The sequence below is a fragment of the Cupriavidus cauae genome (assembly GCF_008632125.1).
In the GTDB taxonomy this organism is placed as follows: Bacteria; Pseudomonadota; Gammaproteobacteria; order Burkholderiales; family Burkholderiaceae; genus Cupriavidus; species Cupriavidus cauae.
The window spans coordinates 56157-78222 of record NZ_VWRN01000053.1 but is presented as its reverse complement, the minus strand read 5'-3'; the positions used below and the strand labels follow the sequence as shown (position 1 = coordinate 78222).

General features: G+C 66.6%; 19 protein-coding genes and 1 pseudogene. 16 read left to right on the top strand and 4 right to left on the bottom strand.

The genetic code is table 11. The annotated features are described in order from the left end of the window. Window positions 1–28: 28 nt before the first annotated feature. The 3 genes from gph to ompA all read right to left on the bottom strand — a co-directional run bounded on the left by gph (window position 29) and on the right by ompA (window position 2362). Window positions 29–703, bottom strand: coding sequence for a phosphoglycolate phosphatase (gene gph, locus F1599_RS19320; RefSeq protein WP_150084155.1), 675 nt, complete (start codon window positions 701–703; stop codon window positions 29–31). A gap of 2 nt (window positions 704–705) precedes the next feature. Beyond that, window positions 706–1455, bottom strand: coding sequence for a bifunctional 2-polyprenyl-6-hydroxyphenol methylase/3-demethylubiquinol 3-O-methyltransferase UbiG (gene ubiG / locus F1599_RS19315; protein WP_150084154.1), 750 nt, complete (start codon window positions 1453–1455; stop codon window positions 706–708). Window positions 1456–1699: 244 nt separating this feature from the next. Next, a complete protein-coding gene (ompA, locus tag F1599_RS19310) occupies window positions 1700–2362 on the bottom strand; it encodes an outer membrane protein OmpA (RefSeq protein WP_023265125.1) in 663 nt (220 codons plus the stop codon). Between the two features lie 436 nt (window positions 2363–2798). On the opposite strand from ompA, the gene gyrA reads away from it, so the two are divergent. From gyrA to aroA, 7 genes are all read left to right on the top strand, one after another. After that, entirely contained in the window at window positions 2799–5546 is a 2748-nt protein-coding gene (gyrA, locus tag F1599_RS19305; protein ID WP_223819766.1) for a DNA gyrase subunit A, read from the top strand. An 81-nt stretch (window positions 5547–5627) separates the two neighbouring features. Further along, on the top strand, window positions 5628–6191 hold the full coding sequence (locus F1599_RS19300) for a DUF2059 domain-containing protein (RefSeq protein ID WP_053821306.1): 564 nt from the start codon (window positions 5628–5630) through the stop codon (window positions 6189–6191). 115 nt (window positions 6192–6306) lie between these two features. Next, the gene (gene serC / locus F1599_RS19295; RefSeq protein ID WP_150084153.1) at window positions 6307–7461 is read left to right on the top strand and encodes a 3-phosphoserine/phosphohydroxythreonine transaminase; all 1155 of its coding nucleotides are present in this window, start codon (window positions 6307–6309) and stop codon (window positions 7459–7461) included. An 82-nt stretch (window positions 7462–7543) separates the two neighbouring features. Then, window positions 7544–8695 carry a prephenate dehydratase gene (pheA, locus tag F1599_RS19290; RefSeq protein WP_149317881.1) on the top strand — a complete coding sequence of 384 codons (1152 nt, stop codon included), beginning with the start codon at window positions 7544–7546 and terminating at the stop codon, window positions 8693–8695. A 94-nt stretch (window positions 8696–8789) separates the two neighbouring features. Then, window positions 8790–9905, top strand: a complete 1116-nt coding sequence (gene hisC / locus F1599_RS19285) for a histidinol-phosphate transaminase (RefSeq protein WP_150084152.1) — start codon at window positions 8790–8792, stop codon at window positions 9903–9905. Window positions 9906–10044: 139 nt separating this feature from the next. Continuing rightward, window positions 10045–10941, top strand: a complete 897-nt coding sequence (locus tag F1599_RS19280) for a prephenate dehydrogenase (protein WP_150084151.1) — start codon at window positions 10045–10047, stop codon at window positions 10939–10941. 72 nt (window positions 10942–11013) lie between these two features. Beyond that, a complete protein-coding gene (gene aroA, locus F1599_RS19275; RefSeq protein ID WP_150084150.1) occupies window positions 11014–12318 on the top strand; it encodes a 3-phosphoshikimate 1-carboxyvinyltransferase in 1305 nt (434 codons plus the stop codon). Between the two features lie 53 nt (window positions 12319–12371). Here the strand turns inward: aroA and F1599_RS19270 are convergent, their stop codons facing one another. After that, on the bottom strand, window positions 12372–12614 hold the full coding sequence (locus F1599_RS19270) for a DUF2061 domain-containing protein (RefSeq protein ID WP_150084149.1): 243 nt from the start codon (window positions 12612–12614) through the stop codon (window positions 12372–12374). Window positions 12615–12731: 117 nt separating this feature from the next. On the opposite strand from F1599_RS19270, the gene cmk reads away from it, so the two are divergent. The 9 genes and pseudogenes from cmk (at window position 12732) to F1599_RS19225 (ending at window position 21839) form a co-directional block, all read left to right on the top strand. Then, a complete protein-coding gene (gene cmk / locus F1599_RS19265; protein ID WP_149317886.1) occupies window positions 12732–13406 on the top strand; it encodes a (d)CMP kinase in 675 nt (224 codons plus the stop codon). A 167-nt stretch (window positions 13407–13573) separates the two neighbouring features. Beyond that, window positions 13574–15268 carry a 30S ribosomal protein S1 gene (gene rpsA / locus F1599_RS19260; RefSeq protein ID WP_149317887.1) on the top strand — a complete coding sequence of 565 codons (1695 nt, stop codon included), beginning with the start codon at window positions 13574–13576 and terminating at the stop codon, window positions 15266–15268. 39 nt (window positions 15269–15307) lie between these two features. Then, window positions 15308–15626 (top strand): annotated as a pseudogene (locus F1599_RS26675) (integration host factor subunit beta); the annotation flags it as partial. Window positions 15627–16174: 548 nt separating this feature from the next. After that, window positions 16175–16498 carry a LapA family protein gene (locus F1599_RS19250; protein WP_149317889.1) on the top strand — a complete coding sequence of 108 codons (324 nt, stop codon included), beginning with the start codon at window positions 16175–16177 and terminating at the stop codon, window positions 16496–16498. Window positions 16499–16501: 3 nt separating this feature from the next. After that, the gene (lapB, locus tag F1599_RS19245; protein WP_150084147.1) at window positions 16502–17755 is read left to right on the top strand and encodes a lipopolysaccharide assembly protein LapB; all 1254 of its coding nucleotides are present in this window, start codon (window positions 16502–16504) and stop codon (window positions 17753–17755) included. 44 nt (window positions 17756–17799) lie between these two features. Next, window positions 17800–19173 carry a UDP-glucose dehydrogenase family protein gene (locus F1599_RS19240; protein WP_150084146.1) on the top strand — a complete coding sequence of 458 codons (1374 nt, stop codon included), beginning with the start codon at window positions 17800–17802 and terminating at the stop codon, window positions 19171–19173. Between the two features lie 51 nt (window positions 19174–19224). Continuing rightward, a complete protein-coding gene (rfaE1, locus tag F1599_RS19235) occupies window positions 19225–20175 on the top strand; it encodes a D-glycero-beta-D-manno-heptose-7-phosphate kinase (RefSeq protein WP_149317892.1) in 951 nt (316 codons plus the stop codon). A 28-nt stretch (window positions 20176–20203) separates the two neighbouring features. Then, window positions 20204–21199 carry an ADP-glyceromanno-heptose 6-epimerase gene (gene rfaD, locus F1599_RS19230; RefSeq protein ID WP_150084145.1) on the top strand — a complete coding sequence of 332 codons (996 nt, stop codon included), beginning with the start codon at window positions 20204–20206 and terminating at the stop codon, window positions 21197–21199. Between the two features lie 253 nt (window positions 21200–21452). Then, complete coding sequence (locus F1599_RS19225) at window positions 21453–21839, top strand: ComEA family DNA-binding protein (RefSeq protein WP_149317894.1); 387 nt, start codon at window positions 21453–21455, stop codon at window positions 21837–21839. Window positions 21840–22066: the final 227 nt, after the last annotated feature.

Genomic DNA, 22066 nt, shown 5'->3' with positions numbered 1-22066 from the left:
TTCGACGCCGGGCGTGCGCGTCGGTTCCCTAGGCGGCGGGAACGGCCGCGGTGAGCAGCGGAATCAACTCGCTGGGATGGCGCACCAGGTGATCGCCGCCCCAGCGCTCCGGTGGCTCGCCCTCGCCGCAGTAGCCATAGGCCGCCGTGATGGTGGCCATGCCGGCCGCCTTGCCGGCCTGGATGTCGCGCAGGTCGTCGCCGACATAGGCGCATCGGCTCGGATCGACGCCGCTGACCTGCGCGGCGTGCAGCAGCGGGGCGGGGTGGGGCTTCGGATAGGGCGTGGTGTCGCCGCTGACCACGGCGGCGGCGCGCGGCGCCAGGCCAATCGCATTGACCAGCGGGGTGGTGAAGCGGGCGATCTTGTTGGTCACGATACCCCAGCGGATGCCGGCGGCTTCGAGTGCGGCCAGAACCTCTTCCATGCCGTCGAACAGCCGGGTCTGCACCGCGATATCGGCCTCGTAGTAGTTCAGGAAGGCATCGCGCAGTGCCGGGAAATCGGGGTCTTCGGGCGTCTTGCCGAAGGCGGCGCCGATCAGGCCGCGCGCCCCATGGGACGCGACCGGGCGCAGCAGCGCATAGTCCACCGGCGGGCGGCCATGCTCGACCACCAGCCGGTTGGCGGCGGCGGCCAGGTCGGGGGCGGTGTCGGCCAGCGTGCCGTCCAGGTCGAAGAAAACAGCGTCGAAGGTCGGCATGCTCAGGCGGTGCGGCGCAGGGCCATCATGTAATTGACGTCGGTATCGCGGCTCAGCTCGTAGACCTGGGACAGCGGCCGGTAGACCATGCCGCGCAGCTCGATCAGGTCCAGGCCCGCCTGCCGGGCGAAGCGCGCAAGTTCGGCGGGTTTGATGAACTTGTCGTAGTCGTGCGTGCCGCGCGGCAGCATATTGAGCACGTATTCGGCGCCGAGCACGGCCAGCAGATACGCCTTCAGGTTGCGGTTGATGGTCGAGAAGAACACGTGGCCGCCGGGGCGGACCAGCGTGGCGCAGGCGCGGACGATCGAGGCCGGGTCCGGCACGTGTTCGAGCATTTCCATGCAGGTGACCACGTCGAAGCTGGCCGGCATCCGCGCGGCGAGCGCTTCGGCCGCGATCTCCTCGTAGGTCACGGCCACGCCCGATTCCAGGCTGTGCAGGTCGGCGACCTTCAGCGCCTTGGTCGACAGGTCGATGCCACGCACGGTGGCGCCGGCGCGGGCCATGCTCTCGGACAGGATGCCCCCGCCGCAACCGATATCCACCACCTGCTTGCCGCGCAGGTCGGCGATGCTGTCGATCCAGCCCAGCCGCAGCGGGTTGATCTCGTGCAGCGGCTTGAATTCGCTGTTCGGATCCCACCAGCGGTGGGCCATTTCGCTGAACTTGTCGATCTCCTTCAGGTCGGCATTGCGCGCAATCTGGTGGGTTTCGACGGTGGGGTGAATCACGGGGGAAGTCGGCGTCATGAATCTGGCGCGCGCCTGGCGGCGCGGGACATTAGGAATTGGGGCAACTCTAACAAAATGCGTCCCCTGAGGCGAGCCGGGAGGAAATTGCTGACCCAGTGAACGAGTGAGGCGAGGCAGGGTGCCAAGCCAGGAGGGCAGGCAGGACGGCGGGACCGCAGGAACGGGACGGAGACCGAACGAAAACGCAGGACGAAAAAAAGCCCAGCTTGCGCTGGGCTTTTTCGCCGTGGAGCGGGACCGATCAGCGAGCGCTGCGGGTACCGACCACTTCGACTTCCACGCGGCGGTTCGGCTGCTGGCAGGCGATCTGAGCGGTGCGGTTGCCCTTGCACGACTTCGGATCGACCTTCAGCTGGCGCTCGCCCTTGCCTTCGGTGTAGACGCGGTTGGCTTCCACGCCCTTGCTCACCAGATAGGCCTTGACGGCTTCGGCGCGGCGGATCGACAGGCGATCGTTGTAGCGATCGGTACCGAACGAGTCGGTGTGGCCGACGGCGATGATCACTTCCAGAGTGATGCCCGACAGCTTCGACACCAGGTCGTCCAGCTTGGCGCGGCCTTCCGGCTTCAGGACAGCCTTGTCGAAGTCGAACAGCGTGTCAGCGGCGAAGGTGACCTTCTCGCTCGAGACAACCGGGGGAGCGACCGGAGCCGGAGCCGGAGCCGGGGCAGCAGCCGGAGCCAGCGCGCCATCGCACTGAGCATTGGCCGTGGCCGGGGTCCAGGAGCTATCGCGCCAGCAGAGCTCGTTCGTGCCATTCTTCCACACGTACTCGCTCGTACCGTTACCCCAGTTGTCGTTGACGGCCTTCTTTTCGTAGGGGACCGACGCGGTCTGGGCTTGAGCGGATGCGGCCATTACTGCGGTAGCTGCAACGAGCGCGAGCTTGGCAAATTTTTTCATATTTCTCCTCTCAGGATGAGATCACCGCAGGGTTACTGCGAGCAAATGGACGAAAACAAGTCATACATTCTTCGGAGTATAACCTTCTCGCTCGAGGTGACGAATGCTCCACTTCGAACAATGTCTGGCTCTTCGCTGGGGAATTGTGCCACAAGGCTCGTTTCCTAAGAAGTAAATATATGCGATTCAATCCATGGCTTCGGGGCCTGTGGTGTTTGTGCAACATGGCCCTTGCGAGGCCCGCTAACCCTTGTGCCGCTTGGGTTCCGAGGCATCGCTGCGGATCGGCGGGGGCAGCGCGAAGGGTGGTTGGAGGGGCGCGGGGAGGCGGTGCGGCGCATGTTAGAATGCCATGTTACCCGCCGCGCCGGCAGCACCGGATCATCCGGTGCCGACCTCCGCTTGCGGGCGTTTCAACCGCATAAGCCACGCCGCAATGGATCAATTCGCCAAAGAAACCCTTCCGGTCTCCCTCGAAGAGGAAATGCGTCGCTCGTACCTGGATTACGCGATGAGCGTGATCGTCGGGCGCGCGCTTCCCGATGTACGGGACGGCCTGAAGCCCGTCCATCGGCGAGTGCTGTTTGCGATGCACGAGCTGAACAACGACTGGAACCGCCCCTATAAGAAGTCGGCGCGTATCGTCGGCGATGTGATTGGTAAATATCACCCGCACGGCGATACCGCGGTCTACGACACCATCGTCCGCATGGCGCAGGATTTTTCGCTGCGTTATATGCTGGTCGACGGCCAGGGCAATTTCGGTTCGGTCGACGGCGACAATGCCGCAGCCATGCGTTATACGGAAATCCGGTTGTCCAAGATAGCGCATGAAATGCTGCTGGACATCGACAAGGAAACCGTCGATTTCGTCCCGAACTACGACGGCTCCGAAAACGAGCCGCAAATCCTGCCGGCCCGTATCCCGAATCTGCTGATCAACGGTTCGTCGGGTATTGCGGTCGGCATGGCCACCAATATCCCGCCGCACAATCTGAACGAAGTGGTCGACGGCTGCCTGCACCTGCTGCGCAATCCGCAGGCGACGGTCGACGAGCTGATCGAACTGATTCCGGCGCCCGATTTCCCGACCGCGGGCATCATCTACGGCATCCAGGGCGTGCGCGAAGGCTACCGCACCGGCCGCGGCCGTGTGGTGATGCGAGCACGTACCCACTTCGAGGATATCGACCGCGGCCAGCGCCAGGCGATCATCATCGACGAGCTGCCCTACCAGGTGAACAAGCGCACGCTGCTGGAGCGCATCGCCGAGCTCGTCACCGAGAAGAAGATCGAGGGCATCTCCGATATCCGCGACGAATCGGACAAGTCCGGCATGCGCGTGGTGATCGAGCTCAAGCGCAACGAGGTGCCCGAGGTCGTTCTGAACAACCTATATAAGAACACCCAGCTGCAGGACACCTTCGGCATGAACATGGTGGCGCTGGTGGACGGCCAGCCGCGCCTGCTGAACCTGCGCCAGATGCTGGAGTGCTTCCTGTCGCACCGGCGCGAGGTGGTGACCCGCCGCACCGTGTTCGAACTGCGCAAGGCCCGCGAGCGCGGCCATGTGCTGGAGGGCCTGGCGGTGGCGCTGGCCAACATCGACGAGTTCATCGCGATCATCAAGGCCGCGCCGACCCCGCCGATCGCCAAGCAGGAACTGATGGCCAAATCCTGGGATTCGCAGCTGGTGCGCGAGATGCTGGCGCGCGCCGAGACCGACACCCCGGGCGGCCGCGCGGCCTACCGTCCAGATGGCCTGCCCCCGGTGTTCGGCATGCAGGACGACGGCCTGTACCGCCTGTCCGACTCCCAGGCCCAGGAAATCCTGCAGATGCGCCTGCAGCGCCTGACCGGCCTGGAGCAGGACAAGATCGTGCAGGAGTACCGCGACGTGATGGACGCCATCACCGACCTGCTCGACATCCTGGCCCGTCCAGAGCGCATTACCACCATCATCACCGACGAACTGACCGCGATCCGCGCCGAATTCGGCGACGACCGCCGTTCGCAGATCGAGCTGAACGCGACCGAGCTCGATACCGAGGACCTGATCACCCCGCAGGACATGGTGGTCACGCTGTCGCACAGCGGCTATATGAAGAGCCAGCCGATCTCGGAATACCGCGCGCAGAAGCGTGGCGGCCGGGGCAAGCAGGCGATGGCGACCAAGGACGACGACTGGATCGATACGCTGTTCGTCGCCAACACGCACGACTACATCCTGTGCTTCTCGAACCGCGGCCGGCTCTACTGGCTGAAGGTCTATGAGGTCCCGCAGGGCTCGCGCACCTCGCGCGGCCGGCCGATCGTCAACATGTTCCCGCTGCAGGAAGGCGAGAAGATCACGGTGATCCTGCCGGTGCGCCAGTTCGACGCCGAGCACTTCATCTTCATGGCGACCGCCCGCGGCACCGTCAAGAAGACCGCGCTGACCGAATTCTCGAATCCGCGCAAGGCCGGCATCATCGCGGTCGACCTCGACGAGGGCGACTACCTGATCGGCGCGGCGATCACCGACGGCCAGCACGACGTGATGTTGTTCTCGGACGCCGGCAAGGCGGTGCGCTTCGACGAGAACGACGTGCGTCCGATGGGCCGGCAGGCCCGCGGCGTGCGCGGCATGAACCTGGACGACGGTCAGACCGTGATCGCGATGCTGGTCGCGCCGGCCGAGAATGCCGAGGATGCCGGCTCGGTCGGCAGCGTGCTGACCGCGACGGAGAACGGCTACGGCAAGCGCACGCCGATCACGGAATACACTCGGCATGGCCGCGGCACCAAGGGCATGATCGCGATCCAGACCAGCGAGCGTAATGGCCGCGTGGTCGCCGCCGCGCTGGTCGCGCCGGAGCACGAGATCATGCTGATCACCACCGGCGGCGTGCTGATCCGCACCCGGGTGGCCGAAATCCGCGAGATGGGCCGCGCCACCCAGGGCGTCACGCTGATCAACGTCGACGAGGGCACCAAGCTCTCGGGCCTGCAGCGCATCGTCGAAAGCGATGCCGATAATGGCGACAACGGCGACGGCGGCGACAACGGCGAGATCGACGCGGAAGGCGAGGGCGCCGGTGCCGAAAACAATGCCGAAACCAATGCCGGCACCAACGGCGACGACAATGGTGCCGGCAACGGCGCCGATGATGTCGCAAATGGTGACAATGGCGCTCAATCGTAATCAGATGCAACAATGGCGCGGCCGCTGGAACTAGGCCAGTCGCTACCGGACTAAACCGGACGAATTCATCAGGGAGTCATAATGCTCAACACCACTCGACGTATTGCTGTGCTGGCTGCTTTTGTTCCGGCCTTGATGGTCGCGCAGCATGCGCGCGCGCAGGACGCGGACAAGACCGCGGCGATCAAGGAACTGCTGTCCGTGATGCAGGCCGACCAGGCCGTCAAGGGCCAGGCCGAGAACTGGCAGGCCGGCGCCAAGCAGGAAGCGCCGCTGGTGCTCGAACAGGTGCTGGTCGAGAACAAGACGCTGAGCGACGCGCAGAAGCAGGCCGCGGTCGAGAAGCTGAAGAAGAACGGCGCGGTGCAGCGCATGGTCGACGGCGCCGGCAAGCAGTTCGGCACCGACGCGTTCAAGAACGACGCGATCAAGGCGCACTATGACGCCTTCGGCAAGTACTACACCGCCCAGGAAATCCGCGACCTGACCACCTTCCTGAAGTCGCCGACCGGCCAGAAGTTCATGGCGAACCAGGGTAAGGCGACCCAGGAAATCTGGGGCTCGATGATGCAGAAGTACGGCCCGCAGGTCGGCAAGTCGATGCGCGACGCCGCCGAGAAGGAAGTCACCGCGGCATCGAAGTAAGCCGGGCGCCGGCGTCCGGTGCGCCATCTCGGCGACGCCGGGGCGCCAACGAAATGCGTCTTTAGGTAATAATGGCTGCTTGGGCTATCCCAAGCAGCCATTTTTCTTTCCGTTCATGAACGATCCCCAGAATCCCGCCCTTGCCGCCATGATGCAGCGCGCCATGGCCGAACGTGTCTACAACTTCTCCCCGGGCCCCGCGACGCTGCCGGCCGAGGTGCTCCAGCAGGCAGCCGAAGAAATGCTCTCCTGGCACGGCACCGGCATCTCGGTGATGGAGATGAGCCACCGCAGCAAGGAGTTCGAGGGGATCCACAACGAGGCGCTGGCCGATCTGCGCGAGCTGCTGCGCGTCCCCAAGGAATTCCGCATCCTGTTCCTGCAGGGCGGGGCCATCGGCGAGAACGCCATCGTCCCGCTGAACCTGATCGGACGCCTGAACCCCGAGCGGCCCAAGGCCGATTTCATCGTGACGGGCACCTGGTCGGTCAAGACCGAGCAGGAAACCCGCCGCTACGGCGCCAGCCATATCGCCGCCAGCAGCGTGGACCAGCGCTTCGCGCGCATCCCCGATCCGGCGAGCTGGCAGCTGTCCGATGATGCCGCCTACGTGCACCTGTGCACCAACGAGACCGTCGTCGGCGTCGAATTCCAGGAAGTGCCCGATATCGGCCAGAACCACGGCCGCGTGGTGGTCGCCGACGCGTCGAGCCATATCCTGTCGCGGCCGATCGACTGGTCGCGCGTGCAGGTGGTCTATGGCGGCGCGCAGAAGAATATCGGCCCCGCCGGCGTCACCATCGTGATCGTGCGCGAGGACCTGCTCGGCCACGCGCATCCGCTGTGCCCGTCGGCGTTCAACTGGCGCGTCGTCAACGACAACAATTCGATGTACAACACGCCGCCGACCTACGCGATCTATATCGCCGGGCTGGTGTTCAAATGGCTGAAGCGGCAGGGCGGCGTGGACGGCATCGAGCAGCGCAATATCGCCAAGGCGCGCGCGCTCTACGACTTCCTCGACCAGAGCGCCTTCTATCGCAACGAGATCGATCCGAGCTGCCGTTCGCGCATGAATGTGCCGTTCTTCCTGGCCGACGAGTCCCGCAACGAGGCCTTCCTGGCCGGCGCGCGCGCCAACGGGCTGGTCCAGCTCAAGGGCCACAAGTCGGTGGGCGGCATGCGCGCCAGCCTGTATAACGCGATGCCCCTGGAGGGTGTCACCGCGCTGATCGACTATATGCGCGAGTTCGAGCGCAGCGCCGCCTGAGCGGCGGCCATTGCGCCATCGGCGGCGAGACGGTCCTGCGTGGGCGTGGCCTGCCGATCGATGGCGAATCGGGATTTCCATCATGACGAACCAAGATAAAAACGCTGCGGCCGCTGCCCAGGGCCAGCAGCCTGCCATGCCGACCGAGGAGCAGGAGCGCGCGCTGTCCGTGGAACTGGCACCGCTGCGCGAGCAGATCGACGCCGTCGATCGTGAGCTGCTGGCGATGCTGAACCGCCGCGCGCAGCTGGCGCTGGACGTCGGCGAAGTGAAGAAGAAGTTCGGCGCGCCGGTGTTCCGGCCGGAGCGCGAGCTGCAGGTCATTCGCAAGGTCCAGGGCAACAACCCCGGGCCGCTGCGCGGCGACAGCGTCGCGGCGATCTGGCGCGAGGTGATGTCCGCCTGCCGCGGCCTGGAGAAGCCGCTGGAAGTCGCCTTCCTCGGCCCGGCCGGCACCTTCTCCGAGCAGGCGCTGTACGCCCACTTCGGCCACGAGGTCGCCGGCGTGCCGTGCCCGAGCATCGACGAGGTGTTCCGCGCGGTCGAGGCCGGCACAGTCGAGTACGGCGTGGTGCCGGTCGAGAATTCGACCGAGGGCGCGGTGTCGCGCACGCTCGATCTGTTCCTGCAGACCTCGCTGAAGATCAGCGGCGAGATCGCGCTCAAGGTCCATCACAACCTGATGGCGTCGTCGCCCGACATGAAGGGCGTGACCGTGGTGCGCGCCCATCCGCAGGCGCTGGCCCAGTGCCAGCACTGGCTGACAGCCAACTATCCGCATCTGGAGCGGCAGGCGGTGTCGAGCAACGGCGAGGCGGCCCGCATGGCCAGCGAGGACCCGACGGTGGCGGCGATCGCCGCCGAGACCGCGGCTAATCGCTATCACCTGCACATCATCCGCTCGCATATCCAGGACGATCCGCACAATCGCACGCGCTTCGCGGTGATCGGCCGCTACGAGACCGAGCCGTCGGGCAGCGACCAGACCTCGCTGATCCTGTCGGTGCCGAACAAGGCCGGCGCGGTCTACCAGCTGCTGGCGCCGCTGGCCGACAACGGCGTGTCGATGTGCCGCTTCGAATCGCGGCCGGCGCGCAGCGGGGCCTGGGAGTACTACTTCTACGTCGATATCGAGGGCCACCAGCGCGATGCCGCGGTCGAACGCGCGCTGCAGCAGCTGCGCGCCAACGCGGCGTACTTCAAGGTGCTGGGCTCGTATCCGTCCAGCAAGTAGCACGCACGCAGGCAGGCAGCGCACTGCGGACAGAACAACCCAAGGTGGAACACCGGGCCCGCGGCGGGCCGAGGCAAGGCAATCAGGAGTCGATATGGCAGAGCAGGGCAGGCAGTTCGGTCCGGAATATGTGCGGGCGATTTCCCCTTACGTCGCGGGCCGGCCGATCGCCGAGGTCGCGCGCGAATTCGGCCTCGACGAGGCAACCATCGTCAAGCTGGCCTCCAACGAGAACCCGCTCGGCATGCCGGAGTCGGCCAAGGCCGCGATGGCGGCCGCGGTGGCCGAGCTGGGCCGCTATCCCGATTCCAACGGCTTCGAGCTGAAGGCCGCGCTGTCGGCCCGCTACGACGTGCCGGCCGACTGGCTGACCCTGGGCAACGGCAGCAACGACATCCTCGAGCTGGCCGCGCATGCGCTGGTCAAGCCGGGCGAATCGATCGTCTACGCGCAGTACTCGTTCGCGGTCTACGCGCTGGCGACGCAGGAAATCGGCGCCCGTGCGATCGAGGTGCCGGCGCGCGACTATGGCCACGATCTCGGCGCGATGGCGGCGGCGATCGCGCCCGATACCCGCCTGGTCTTCATCGCCAACCCGAACAATCCGACCGGAACCTTCCTGCCGGCCCCGCAGATCGAAGCCTTCCTGGCGAAGGTGCCGGCCGACGTGGTGGTGGTGCTCGACGAGGCCTACAACGAGTACCTGGACCCCGAGGACCAGTACGAGTCGGTGCAGTGGGTGCGCAGGTATCCGAACCTGATGGTCTCGCGCACGTTCTCGAAGGCCTATGGCCTGGCCGGGCTGCGGGTCGGCTATGCGGTCGCGCAGCCTGCGCTGACCGATCTGCTGAACCGCATCCGCCAGCCGTTCAACGTCAACAGCCTGGCGCAGGCGGCCGCGGTGGCCGCGCTCGGCGACGAGGCCTTCCTGCGCAAGAGTGCGACGCTCAATCGCGAGGGCAAGGCGCAGCTGGTGGCGGCATTCGATCGGCTCGGCCTCGAATATGTGCCTTCGTACGGCAACTTCGTGCTGGTCCGTGTCGGCGACGACAATGAGGCGGGCGCGCGTGTCAATCTGGCGCTGCTCAAGCAGGGCGTGATCGTGCGGCCGGTCGGCAGCTATGGGCTGCCGCAGTGGTTGCGCGTGACGATCGGGCTGCCGCAGGAGAACGCGGCCTTTATCGCAGCGCTGGAGCGCGCGCTGCAGTAGGGGCGCCGCGGTCCAACTCCCGACAGGGCGCCGCTGGCGCCCTGTCTGCCATATCGGCGCCACCGGCGCCCGCCTGCGCGCAGCGACCGGCTACAATGCCGGTTTTCCTCCTTTCCGCCGCCGATCTCGGCGTACTGTCGTGAGTGCCCTGCATTTTTCCCGTGTCGTGATCGTCGGCGTCGGCCTGATCGGCGGTTCCCTGGCCCGAGCCCTGAAACGTGCCGGTGTCGTCGGCGAAGTGGTCGGCGTCGGCCGTTCTCCCGCCTCGCTGGAACGCGCGCTGGCGCTTGGCGTGATCGACCGCGCCGCCTCGCTCGAAGACGCCGCGCAGGGCGCCAGCATGATCGTGCTGTGCGCGCCGGTGGCGCAGACCTTCGCGCTGCTGCATGCGCTCGAGCCCCATCTGCAGCCCGGCACCATCGTCACCGACGCGGGCAGCACCAAGTCCGACGTGATCATGGCGGCCAAGACCGCGCTCGGCGACAAGGTCGCGCAGTTCGTGCCGGCCCATCCGATCGCGGGACGCGAGCTCAACGGCGTCGAGGCCGCCCTCGACGATCTCTACGACGGCAAGAAGGTCGTGATGTGCCCGCTGCAGGAGAACAGCCGGGCCGATGTCGCGGCGGTGCGCGCGATGTGGGAGACCGCCGGCGGTGTCTGCGAGATCATGTCCGCCGTGCAGCACGACGCGGTGTTCGCGGCGGTCAGCCACCTGCCGCATCTGCTGTCCTATGCGCTGGTCGCGCAGGTCGCCAATGCCGAGGACGCGGCGCTCAAGCTTGCCTGTGCTGGCGGCGGCTTTCGCGACTTCACGCGGATCGCCGCGTCGTCGCCCGAGATGTGGCGCGACATCTGCCTGGCCAATCGCGAGGCGCTGCTGCGCGAACTCAATACCTATCAGTCGGTGCTGGCCCATCTGAAGGCGCAGATCGAGGCCGGCAATGGCGACGCGCTCGAACGCGTGTTCGCCCGCGCCAGCCAGGCCCGGCTGCAGTGGGGCGCCGAGCGCGCCGCCGCGGCGGACATCGAGCCGTGATGTCGGCCGATCCTGCCGCCAACCCGCGCTGCCTTGTTGCCCTTCGTATGCCGTCCCGACCGTAGCCCGACCATGGAACATCTGACGCTTGGCCCCTTCACCCGTGCCGCCGGCACGGTTCGCCTTCCCGGCTCGAAGAGCATCTCCAACCGCGTGCTGCTGCTGGCCGCGCTCAGCGAGGGCGAGACCCGGGTGCGCGACCTGCTCGATTCCGACGACACGCGCGTGATGCTCGGCGCGTTGAAGACGCTGGGCGTGGCATGGCGCAAGGACGGCGACGATCATCTGGTCACCGGCGTCAGCGGCAAGTTTCCGGTCAAGGCGGCCGAGCTGTTCATGGGCAATGCCGGCACCGCGATCCGTCCGCTGACCGCGGCGCTGGCGCTGCAGGGCGGCGACTATCGGTTGTCGGGCGTGCCGCGCATGCACGAGCGGCCGATCGGCGATCTGGTCGACGGCCTGCGCCAGGTCGGCGCGCGCATCCACTACCTCGGCAACGAGGGCTATCCGCCGTTGCACCTGCAGCCGTCCCAGATCCGTATCGACGGGCCGATCCGCGTGCGCGGCGATGTGTCCAGCCAGTTCCTGACCGCGCTGCTGATGGCGTTGCCGCTCGCCGACGCGCCGGGCGGCCGCATCGAAATCGAGGTGGTGGGCGAGCTGATCTCGAAGCCCTATATCGAGATCACGCTGAATCTGCTGGGGCGCTTCGGCATCGAGGTCAAGCGCGACGGCTGGTCGCGCTTCGTGCTGCCGGCGCGGGCGCGTTACCGCTCTCCCGGTGAAATCTTCGTCGAGGGCGACGCGTCGTCGGCCTCGTACTTCCTGGCCGCCGGCGCCATCGGCGGCGGTCCGGTGCGGGTCGAAGGGGTGGGGCTGGCAAGCATCCAGGGCGACGTGCAGTTCGCCGATGCGCTGAACCGGATGGGCGCCAACGTGATGGCCGGCGCCAACTGGATCGAGGTGCGCGGCGTGGACCGCGACGACGGCCGGCTGACGGGCATCGCGCTGGACTGCAACCATATTCCCGACGCGGCGATGACGCTGGCGGTGGCGGCGCTGTTCGCCGACGGTCCCACCACGCTGACCAATATCGGCAGCTGGCGCGTCAAGGAGACCGATCGCATCGACGCGATGGCGGCCGAGCTGCGCAAGCTCGGCGCCGACATCGAGGCCGGCCAGGACTATCTGCGCATCGCGCCGCCGGCGCAGTGGCGCACGCCCGCCGACGGCATCGACACCTATGACGACCACCGGATGGCGATGTGCTTCTCGCTGGCGACCTTCGGGCCCTTGCCGATCCGCATCAACGATCCGCGCTGCGTGGCGAAGACGTTTCCCGACTATTTCGACGTGTTTGGCCAGGTGGTCCGCTGAATCCTGGTCAGAGCGGCCGGGTCGCCGGGCCGGCTGGCGCGGCCCAGGCGGGCCTATTGCGCCGCCGCCATCGCCATCCCGCTGTCACGCCCGGCATCGGCCGGCGCGTCCGCCTGTGCTGCCTTGCGCCGTTCGCGCTGCTCCCAGTAACGGTCGAAGAAGTAGTGGGCCACCGTGTTGACGGCCGGTTCGATGAAGGTGACGGCACCGCTGATGGCAATGCTGCCGGTCAGCGCATAGGTCACGCTGAACGCGATGCCGAGGTGCATGATGCCGAACGACAGGGTTTTTGCCATGGTAGATTGCCTCGTTGGTCTGCGGGAGCCGCGGATCGACGCTCCCTACCGATGGAAGAATGATAATGGTTCTCAATTAGATCGAGAAATTGATCGTTGCTTTTGTCTTGATAAGAAATGACTATCGCTGAAGTCGTCACCATCGACGGGCCAACGGCCTCCGGCAAGGGAACCGTGGCGCACAAGGTCGCCGACGCGCTGGGCTTCCATCTGCTCGACAGCGGGGCGCTGTACCGTCTGGTGGCGCTGGCCAGCGAACGCGCCGGCATCGACGCGTCCGACGTGCCGGCCCTTGCAAACCTGGCGGGTCGCCTCGATGTCAAGTTCGGTCCGGATCGGGTCTGGCTGTCGGGCGAAGAGGTGAGCCTGGCCATCCGCGCCGAGGCGATCGGCAACCGGGCTTCGGCGCTGGCGGTCCATCAGCCGGTCCGCGATGCGTTGACGGCACTGCAGCGGGGCTTCCGCAAGCTGCCCGGCCTGGTGGCCGACGGGCGCGACATGGGCACCGTGATCTTCCCGGACGCGCGCCTGAAGGTGTTCCTGACCGCAAGCGTCGAGGCACGCGCCCGCAGGCGCTATAAACAATTGATTGATAAGGGAATTTCTGCTAGTATCGAAAACCTTTTGCGTGATTTGGAAGCACGCGACGCGCGGGACCGTTCCCGTGCCGCCGCACCGCTTCGTCCCGCGGAAGATGCGCGACTGCTCGATACCTCCGACATGACGGTGGATCAGGCGGTGGCGCAGGTGCTGGCGTGGCACGCCGAACTGGGTCCGCTGACCCAGGGGTGACCGCGCCGCGCCATCGGGCGCCGGCAGCCGGCCGCAGCGAACGCGACAACGAACGCGTCCGCAGGCGGAACGGGCCGCCGGCATGGTTCAACCTGACCCCGCTGCCCTGGCAGACTGAGCGTGATCGTCGCGCCGGCCACGGTATTGCGGATTGCTAACTTACGTTTATGTCCGACCTGCAAAACAACGAATCCTTTGCCGCACTGTTCGAGGAATCCGTCGCCCGCTCCAATATGAAGGCTGGCGAGGTGATTTCGGCCGAAGTCGTGCGCATCGACCACAATTTCGTGGTCGTCAACGCCGGCCTGAAGTCTGAAGCCTTCGTCCCGGTGGAGGAGTTCCTGAACGACCAGGGCGAACTCGAAGTGCAGGCCGGCGACTACGTTTCCGTGGCCATCGACGCGCTCGAGAATGGCTATGGCGACACCATCCTGTCCCGCGACAAGGCCAAGCGCCTGGCATCGTGGCTGAACCTCGAGAAGGCGCTGGAAGACGGCGAAATCATCTCGGGTACCGTGACCGGCAAGGTCAAGGGCGGCCTGACCGTGATGGTCAACGGCATCCGCGCGTTCCTGCCGGGTTCGCTGGTCGATGTCCGTCCGATCAAGGACACCACGCCGTACGAAGGCAAGACCCTGGAATTCAAGGTCATCAAGCTGGATCGCAAGCGCAACAACGTGGTGCTGTCGCGCCGCGCCGTGGTGGAAGCGACCCTGGGCGAAGAGCGCCAGAAGCTGATGGAAACCCTGAAGGAAGGCGCCATCGTCAACGGCATCGTCAAGAACATCACCGACTACGGTGCGTTCGTCGACCTGGGCGGCATCGACGGTCTGCTGCACATCACCGACCTGGCATGGCGCCGTGTTCGCCATCCGAGCGAAGTGCTGTCGGTTGGCCAGGAAATCACCGCCAAGATCCTCAAGTTCGACCAGGAGAAGAACCGCGTCTCGCTGGGCGTCAAGCAGCTGGGCGAAGATCCGTGGGTCGGCATCTCGCGCCGCTACCCGCAAGGCACCCGCCTGTTCGGCAAGGTCACCAACCTGACCGACTACGGCGCGTTCGTCGAGATCGAAGCCGGCATCGAAGGCCTGGTGCACGTGTCGGAAATGGACTGGACCAACAAGAACGTGGCCCCGTCCAAGGTTGTCCAGCTGGGCGACGAAGTCGAAGTCATGGTGCTGGATATCGACGAAGACAAGCGTCGTATCAGCCTGGGCATGAAGCAGTGCAAGGCCAATCCGTGGGACGACTTCAGCCGCAACCACAAGAAGGGCGACAAGCTGACCGGCCAGATCAAGTCGATCACCGACTTCGGCGTGTTCATCGGTCTGCCGGGCGGCATCGACGGCCTGGTGCACCTGTCGGACCTGTCCTGGCAAGAGTCGGGCGAAGAGGCCGTGCGCAAGTACAAGAAGGGCGACGAAGTCGAGGCCGTGGTGCTGGGCATCGATGTCGACAAGGAACGCATCTCGCTGGGCATCAAGCAGCTGTCGGGCGATCCGTTCAACAACTTCATCTCGGCCAATGACAAGGGCTCGATCGTCACCGCGACGATCAAGACCGTCGACCCGAAGGGTGCCGTGGTCCAGCTGGCCGACGACGTCGAAGGCTATCTGCGCGCCTCGGAAATCTCGGCCGACCGTGTCGAGGATGCCCGCAACGTGCTGAAGGAAGGCGAGCAGGTGACGGCGGTGATCGTCAACATCGATCGCAAGTCGCGCAACATCAACGTGTCGATCAAGGCCAAGGACTCGGCGGAGCAGCAGGAAGCCCTGCAGAAGTTCCAGGCCGACACCGGCACGGCTGGCACGACCAACCTGGGCGCGCTGCTGAAGGCCAAGCTGGGCCAGGACAACCAGTAATCGCGTCCATCGCGACCGTCCAACTCACGCGCGGATGCCATGACCAAGTCCGAGCTCGTCGAAAAGCTGGCTGCCCGCTTTCCGCAGTTGCTGCTGCGGGACGCGGACATCTCGGTGAAAACGATCCTGGACGCGATGTCCGATGCGCTGGCCGATGGCCATCGCATCGAGATCCGCGGGTTCGGCAGCTTCGGCCTGAATCGCCGGCCGCCGCGCGTGGGGCGCAATCCCAAGTCCGGCGAGCGGGTGCTGGTGCCTGAGAAACGGGTACCGCACTTCAAGGCGGGCAAGGAGTTGCGTGAGCGGGTCGATCGCAATCCGGCGGCCGGCAACGGCAGCGGTAACGGCGATCATGGTGTCAACGGCAACGGCGGCAACGGTGCCAATGGCAACGGTGTCGACGGCGCCGCGCTGGGGCTGAACGGCAATGGCGGCGGCGCCGCCAATGGGCATGCCCCGCTGGGCGGCGAACGCGGTTCGTTGTCCGGTTCGTTGACCGGTTCGTTGACGCAAGGCACCGCGATGACCGGCGTCCAGCAGGAAGGCTCCGGCCTGAATCTGGCGCAGTCCTGAATTCCAGCGGCTTCGGCAACGAAGCGGCGAGGAAATCGAAAAGCGCTCCGCAAGGAGCGCTTTTTTTATGCCCGTCGCATGGCGAGGCACGGAACCGCGGCACTGGCGGGCTGGTCTGAGTGACCTTTCCGTATCGCGACGAGACGCCGAAAATTGCCCGCATCGCCAGGCCTGATCGCGCCGTGTGCGCCAATCGATTCCGCTACAATGCCGGGGAACCGCCGCCCGCGGCCGGCTGGCCATTCGGATATCGACAGCCGGCGCGCGCACGGACGCTTCTTCGCCTTCTTCGCCATTTCGCCGCCACGCCGCCGCAGACACCTCGTCAATCGCATGAAACTTGTCGCCTGGATTATCCGTATCGTCCTGTTCGCGCTGCTGTTCGTGCTCGCCCTGCGCAATACCGCCGATGTGTCGCTGCAGCTGTTCTTCGATGCGGTCTGGCGCGCGCCCCTGATTCTGATCCTGCTCGCCGCCTTCGTGCTCGGCGCGCTGGCCGCGCTGATCTCGGTGGCGCCCAGCCTGATGCGCCAGCGGCTGGAGATCGCCCGGCTGCGCCGTGCGGTCGGCAATGCACGCACGCCGGTCGACGATGGCGCCGGCGCGTCGACTTCCAAGGCCGTGGCGCCTTACAACGTAATCGGCCCGAAAGTCTAAGCAATGAATTTTGAAACCTGGTGGCTGCTCGCCCTTCCGCTCGTATTCGGGCTCGGCTGGATGGCGGCCCGCCTCGACCTGCGGCAGGCGATCAGCGAGCAGGGCGCCTTGCCGCGCTCATATTTCAAGGGCCTGAACTTCCTGCTCAACGAGCAGCCGGACAAGGCCATCGATGCCTTCATCGAGGTCGCGCGGCTCGATCCCGAAACCACCGAACTGCATTTCGCGCTGGGCGCGCTGTTCCGCCGCCGCGGCGAGACCGAGCGCGCGATCCGCGTGCACCAGAACCTGGCCACGCGTCCCGATCTGCCCGACACCGAGCGCGAGCATGCGCTGTACGAACTGGGCCAGGACTATCTGCGCGCCGGCCTGCTGGACCGCGCCGAGGACGCGCTGCGCGCGCTGATGTCGGGCCCCTATGCGGCATCGGCCAAGCGCGTGCTGCTGGAGCTGTACGAGGTCGAGAAGGAATGGCGCAAGGCGATCGACGCCGCGCGCGAGCTGCAGAGTGCGACCCAGCAGGACTACAGCGTGCAGATCGCGCAGTTCTGCTGCGAGCTGGCGCAGGACGCGCTGCAGCGCAAGCAAGCCGACGAGGCGATCGGCTGGCTCGAGCAGGCGCTGCGCGAGAATCCGAAGAATGTGCGCGCACCGATCCTGCTGGGCGACGTCGCCATGGCGTCGGGCGATCTCGGCGCGGCGCTGGGCCACTGGCTCGGCATCGAGCGCCAGGACGCCAGCTACCTGCCGCTGGTGGCCGATCGCGTGGTCAAGGCGTATCGCGACCTGGGCGAACAGGGCAAGGCACTCGAATGGCTGCGCGGGCTGCTGAAGACGGGTCTTGCCCCCGAACTGCTCGATACCGCCTATCGCACCGAACTGGAACTGGCCGGCCCGGCGGCCGCCGCCGCGCTGATGCGCGAGCAGCTGCGCCGCCAGCCGTCGCTGCAGGCGCTGACCCGCTATTTCGACGCGCGCGCCGCGCTGGCCGCGCCGGCGCCCGCGACAGCGGACGTCGCCGAAGGCAATGGCGCGCCCGCCGCGGACGCGGCCAACGCCACCGCCGATGCGACCCCCGCCGATGCCACCGCGCAGGAAGACGCCGCGATCCGCGACCTGCTGCAGCTGCGCACCCGCAACCTGGCGCGCTACACCTGCCGCGAGTGCGGCTTCCGCGCCCGCCTGTTCTACTGGCAGTGCCCCGGCTGCAACCGCTGGGAATCCTACGCGCCGCGGCGCACCGAAGCGCTCGGCTGAGTCCGCGTCCAGCCTGATCCGCCCCGTCTCACGGAGTCGTCCTCATGAAAGTCACCATCATCGGCAGCGGTTATGTCGGCCTGGTCACCGGCGCCTGTCTCGCCGAGCTGGGTAACGATATGTTCTGCCTCGACGTCGATGAAGAGAAGATCGCGCTGCTCAACGATGGCGGCGTGCCGATCTACGAGCCCGGCCTGAAGGACCTGATCCAGCGCAACCGCGAAGCCGGACGGCTGGTGTTCTCCACCGACGTCGCCGCCGCGGTCGACCATGCCGACGTGCAGTTCATCGCGGTCGGCACGCCGCCCGACGAGGACGGCTCGGCCGACCTGCAATACGTGCTGGCGGCCGCGCGCAATATCGGCCGGCACATGACGGGCTTCAAGATCGTGGTCGACAAGTCGACCGTGCCGGTCGGCACCGGCGATCGCGTGGCGGCGGCGATCCGCGAGGAACTGGCCAAGCGCGGGCTCGAGGACCTGCAGTTCTCGGTGGTCTCCAATCCCGAATTCCTGAAGGAGGGCGCCGCGGTCGAGGACTTCATGCGCCCCGATCGCATCGTGCTCGGCTGCAACAACGACGCCGCCGGCCGCCATGCCAAGGCGATCATGCGGGCGCTGTACGCGCCGTTCAACCGCAATCACGAGCGCACCTTCTACATGGACGTGCGCTCGGCGGAGTTCACCAAGTACGCGGCCAACTCGATGCTGGCGACGCGGATCTCGTTCATGAACGAGCTGGCCAACCTGGCCGACGAGGTCGGCGCGGATATCGAGCTGGTGCGGCTCGGCATCGGCTCCGATCCGCGGATCGGCTACAGTTTCCTCTATGCCGGTGCCGGCTACGGCGGTTCGTGCTTTCCGAAGGACGTGCAGGCGCTGATGCGCACGGCCGCAGCGAGCGGCAAGCCGATGCGCGTGCTGGAGGCGGTCGAGGCGGTCAACGACGCGCAGAAGCGCGTGCTCGGCGACAAGGTCGTGCGGCGCTTCGGCGAGGACCTGAGCGGGCGCACCTTCGCGATCTGGGGCCTGGCGTTCAAGCCGAATACCGACGACATGCGCGAGGCGCCGTCGCGGGTGCTGGCGCGCGATCTGGTCTCGCGCGGCGCGTCGCTGCGGGTGCACGATCCGGTCGCGATGCAGGAGGCGCGGCGCGCGCTGGCGCAGGACCTGGCCGGGATCGAGGGCGGCTTCGACCGCGTGACCTTCTGCGACGCGCAGATGGAGACGCTGGACGGCGCCGACGCGCTGGCGATCGTCACCGAATGGAAGGTGTTCCGCAGCCCGGACTTCGCGCAGATCCGGCGGCGGCTGAAGACGCCGGTCGTGTTCGACGGGCGCAATCTGTATGAACCGGCCGCGATGCAGGAGGCCGGTATCGAATATCACGCGATCGGCCGGCCCGCGGCGGCGGCCTGACGCAACATGCCGGTGCGGCCGCCGAGCGGCGCGCCGGCCAAAAGGAAGCTCATGAACAGGAACCCGATCTCTCGCGAACAGATCCAGCAATCGCGCATCCTGGTGGTGGGCGACATGATGCTGGACCGCTACTGGTTCGGCGATGTCGAACGGATTTCGCCGGAGGCCCCGGTCCCGGTGGTGCAGGTCAAGCGCAGCGAGGAACGCCTGGGCGGCGCCGCCAACGTGGCGCGCAACGCCGCCGCGCTGGGCGCGTCGGTCGGCATGCTCGGCGTGGTCGGCGACGACGAACCCGGCAGCATGCTGGAGAACCTGCTGACCGCGGAACACGTCCAGCCGTTTCTCTACCGCGACCGCAGCGTCAATACCACCATCAAGCTGCGCGTGGTCGCGCACCAGCAGCAGCTGCTGCGCGTGGACTTCGAGAACCCGCCGGCGCACGAGGTGCTGCTGTCGGTGCAGGACCGTTTCCAGGCATTGATCGGCGACTACCAGGTGCTGGTGCTGTCCGACTACGGCAAGGGCGGCCTGACCCATGTGTCGCGCATGGTCGAAGGCGGCCGCGCCGCCGGCAAGATGGTGCTGGTCGACCCCAAGGGCGACGACTACTCGCGCTATCGCGGCGCCACGCTGATCACGCCGAACCGCGCGGAGATGCGCCATGTGGTCGGCGCCTGGAAGACCGAGGCCGACCTGACCATCCGCGCGCAGAACCTGCGCCGCGCGCTGCAGCTGGAAGCGCTGCTGCTGACGCGCTCCGAGGAAGGCATGACGCTGTACACCGAGGCCGAAGTGCTGCACGTCTCCGCGCAGGCGCGCGAGGTCTACGACGTGTCGGGCGCCGGCGATACCGTGATCGCGACGCTTGCCACCATGCTGGGCGCCGGCATTCCGCTGAAGGAAGCGGTGCAGCATGCCAATCGCGCCGGCGGCATCGTGGTCGGCAAGCTGGGCACGGCCGTGGTCAGCTATCCCGAATTGTTCGGCGCGGCGCAAGGCTGACGCGCCTCCTATCACTGCTGGATTCACCATGACCATCATCGTCACCGGCGCCGCCGGTTTCGTCGGCAGCAACCTCGTCAAGGGGCTGAACGAGCGCGGCGAGAACAACGTCATCGCGGTCGACAACCTGACCCGCGCCGACAAGTTCCATAACCTGGTCGATTGCGAGATCGCCGACTACCTGGACAAGACCGACTTCCTGGACCGCTTCGCGCGCGGCGAATTCGGCAAGGTCCGCGCGATCTTCCATGAGGGCGCCTGTTCGGACACGATGGAGACCGACGGCCGCTACATGATGGAGAACAACTACCGCTACTCCAAGGCGCTGATGGAAGCGTGCCTGGAGCAGGGCGTGCAGTTTCTCTATGCCTCGTCGGCGGCCACCTACGGCGCCTCGCAAACCTTCAAGGAAGACCGCGAATACGAGAAGCCGCTGAACGTCTACGGCTACTCGAAGTTCCTGTTCGACCAGCTGGTGCGGCGCACGCTGCCGAATGCGCACTCGCAGATCGTGGGCTTTCGCTACTTCAACGTCTACGGTCCGCGCGAGGGCCACAAGGGCCGCATGGCGTCGGTGGCCTTCCACAACTTCAACCAGTTCCGCGCGGACGGCACCGTCAAGCTGTTCGGCGAATACGGCGGCTATGGCCCCGGCGGGCACAGCCGCGACTTCGTCTCGGTCGAGGACGTGGTCAAGGTCAACCTGTTCTTCCTGGACCATCCCGAGAAGTCCGGCATCTTCAATCTCGGCACCGGGCGCGCGCAGCCGTTCAACGACATCGCGACCACCGTGGTCAACACGCTGCGCGGCGCCGAAGGCAAGCCGCCGCTGACGCTGGAGGAGATGGAGCAAGAAGGGCTGATCGAATACATCAAGTTCCCCGACGCGCTGCGCGGCAAGTACCAGTGCTTCACGCAGTCGGATGTGTCGCGCCTGCGCGGCACCGGCTATACCGCGCCGTTCTATACGGTCGAGGAAGGCGTGGCGCGTTATTGCCGCTGGCTGCTCGAGCGCGGCGGCTGAAGTTGGGCAAGTGAAGCCCGCACGCTGAAGCCCGCGCGGCCGCCGATTTCCCCGCGGCCGCTTCCTCCCTGTCGTATCGCCGCAAACCGGCGCCGCGCTTTCCGGCCAAATCGCGTCAACATTTGTTGCGCGGCGCGCCGACTGTTCCCCTCGCTCTTATTCTCGGCCTGCCCCGTCGCGACGGCGGGGCGGCATGCCCGTCCGGGCATCGCCAACGAAGCCGAACTCCGGTCACCGGAGAAGGAGCCTGTTCATGATCAAGCAAACCTTGCTGGCGCTGGCGTGCTGTCTTGGCATGTCGATGGCGCTGGCCGGCAGCGCGCTGGCCGCTGTCGACGTCAACAGTGCCGACGAGGCGGCGCTGACCTCGGTCAAGGGAATCGGACCGGCGATGGCGCGCCGGATCGTCGAGGAGCGCGGCAAGCAGGGCGCATTCAAGGACGCCAACGATCTGGCCGAGCGGGTCAAGGGCCTGGGGCCGAAGTCGGTGGTGCGTCTGCAGAACGAGGGGCTGAACATCGGCCGGGGCGGGGCGCTGCCCGCGGCGAAGGGAGGCAAGCAGACCGCCGCCGCGCCGACGGCGGCGGCAGTCTCGCCCGCCGGCAAGGGTTCCGGCAAGACGAACAAGGCCGCGCACTGAGCGGCCTGGCGGCGCCCTCAGTCCATGCTGCCGGCCCGTGCTGGTATGGCTCGTGCTAGCGCATCAGCGGCGTGGCGATGTCGCGACGCGGCCGGTCAGCGCCACCGATCGGACGCCGTGGCGCTTCGCAGGCCCTGGGCCAGGGAGTATGATGCGGGCGCTGCGGCAGGGCGCCTCGTTCGTCTCTCCATGGGGAGGGAAGGGGCTGGCGGCGCGCGATGCGCGGT

Coding starts and splice junctions, on each gene's coding strand:
- F1599_RS19270 (WP_150084149.1), bottom strand. CDS start 12,614: ATGGCAAAAACCCTGTCGTTCGGCATCATGCACCTCGGCATCGCGTTC.
- ubiG (WP_150084154.1), bottom strand. CDS start 1,455: ATGACGCCGACTTCCCCCGTGATTCACCCCACCGTCGAAACCCACCAG.
- F1599_RS19250 (WP_149317889.1), top strand. CDS start 16,175: ATGAAACTTGTCGCCTGGATTATCCGTATCGTCCTGTTCGCGCTGCTG.
- serC (WP_150084153.1), top strand. CDS start 6,307: ATGAACGATCCCCAGAATCCCGCCCTTGCCGCCATGATGCAGCGCGCC.
- rfaE1 (WP_149317892.1), top strand. CDS start 19,225: ATGAACAGGAACCCGATCTCTCGCGAACAGATCCAGCAATCGCGCATC.
- rfaD (WP_150084145.1), top strand. CDS start 20,204: ATGACCATCATCGTCACCGGCGCCGCCGGTTTCGTCGGCAGCAACCTC.
- hisC (WP_150084152.1), top strand. CDS start 8,790: ATGGCAGAGCAGGGCAGGCAGTTCGGTCCGGAATATGTGCGGGCGATT.
- pheA (WP_149317881.1), top strand. CDS start 7,544: ATGACGAACCAAGATAAAAACGCTGCGGCCGCTGCCCAGGGCCAGCAG.
- gph (WP_150084155.1), bottom strand. CDS start 703: ATGCCGACCTTCGACGCTGTTTTCTTCGACCTGGACGGCACGCTGGCC.
- ompA (WP_023265125.1), bottom strand. CDS start 2,362: ATGAAAAAATTTGCCAAGCTCGCGCTCGTTGCAGCTACCGCAGTAATG.
- F1599_RS19225 (WP_149317894.1), top strand. CDS start 21,453: ATGATCAAGCAAACCTTGCTGGCGCTGGCGTGCTGTCTTGGCATGTCG.
- F1599_RS19240 (WP_150084146.1), top strand. CDS start 17,800: ATGAAAGTCACCATCATCGGCAGCGGTTATGTCGGCCTGGTCACCGGC.
- F1599_RS19300 (WP_053821306.1), top strand. CDS start 5,628: ATGCTCAACACCACTCGACGTATTGCTGTGCTGGCTGCTTTTGTTCCG.
- cmk (WP_149317886.1), top strand. CDS start 12,732: ATGACTATCGCTGAAGTCGTCACCATCGACGGGCCAACGGCCTCCGGC.
- gyrA (WP_223819766.1), top strand. CDS start 2,799: ATGGATCAATTCGCCAAAGAAACCCTTCCGGTCTCCCTCGAAGAGGAA.
- lapB (WP_150084147.1), top strand. CDS start 16,502: ATGAATTTTGAAACCTGGTGGCTGCTCGCCCTTCCGCTCGTATTCGGG.
- rpsA (WP_149317887.1), top strand. CDS start 13,574: ATGTCCGACCTGCAAAACAACGAATCCTTTGCCGCACTGTTCGAGGAA.
- aroA (WP_150084150.1), top strand. CDS start 11,014: ATGGAACATCTGACGCTTGGCCCCTTCACCCGTGCCGCCGGCACGGTT.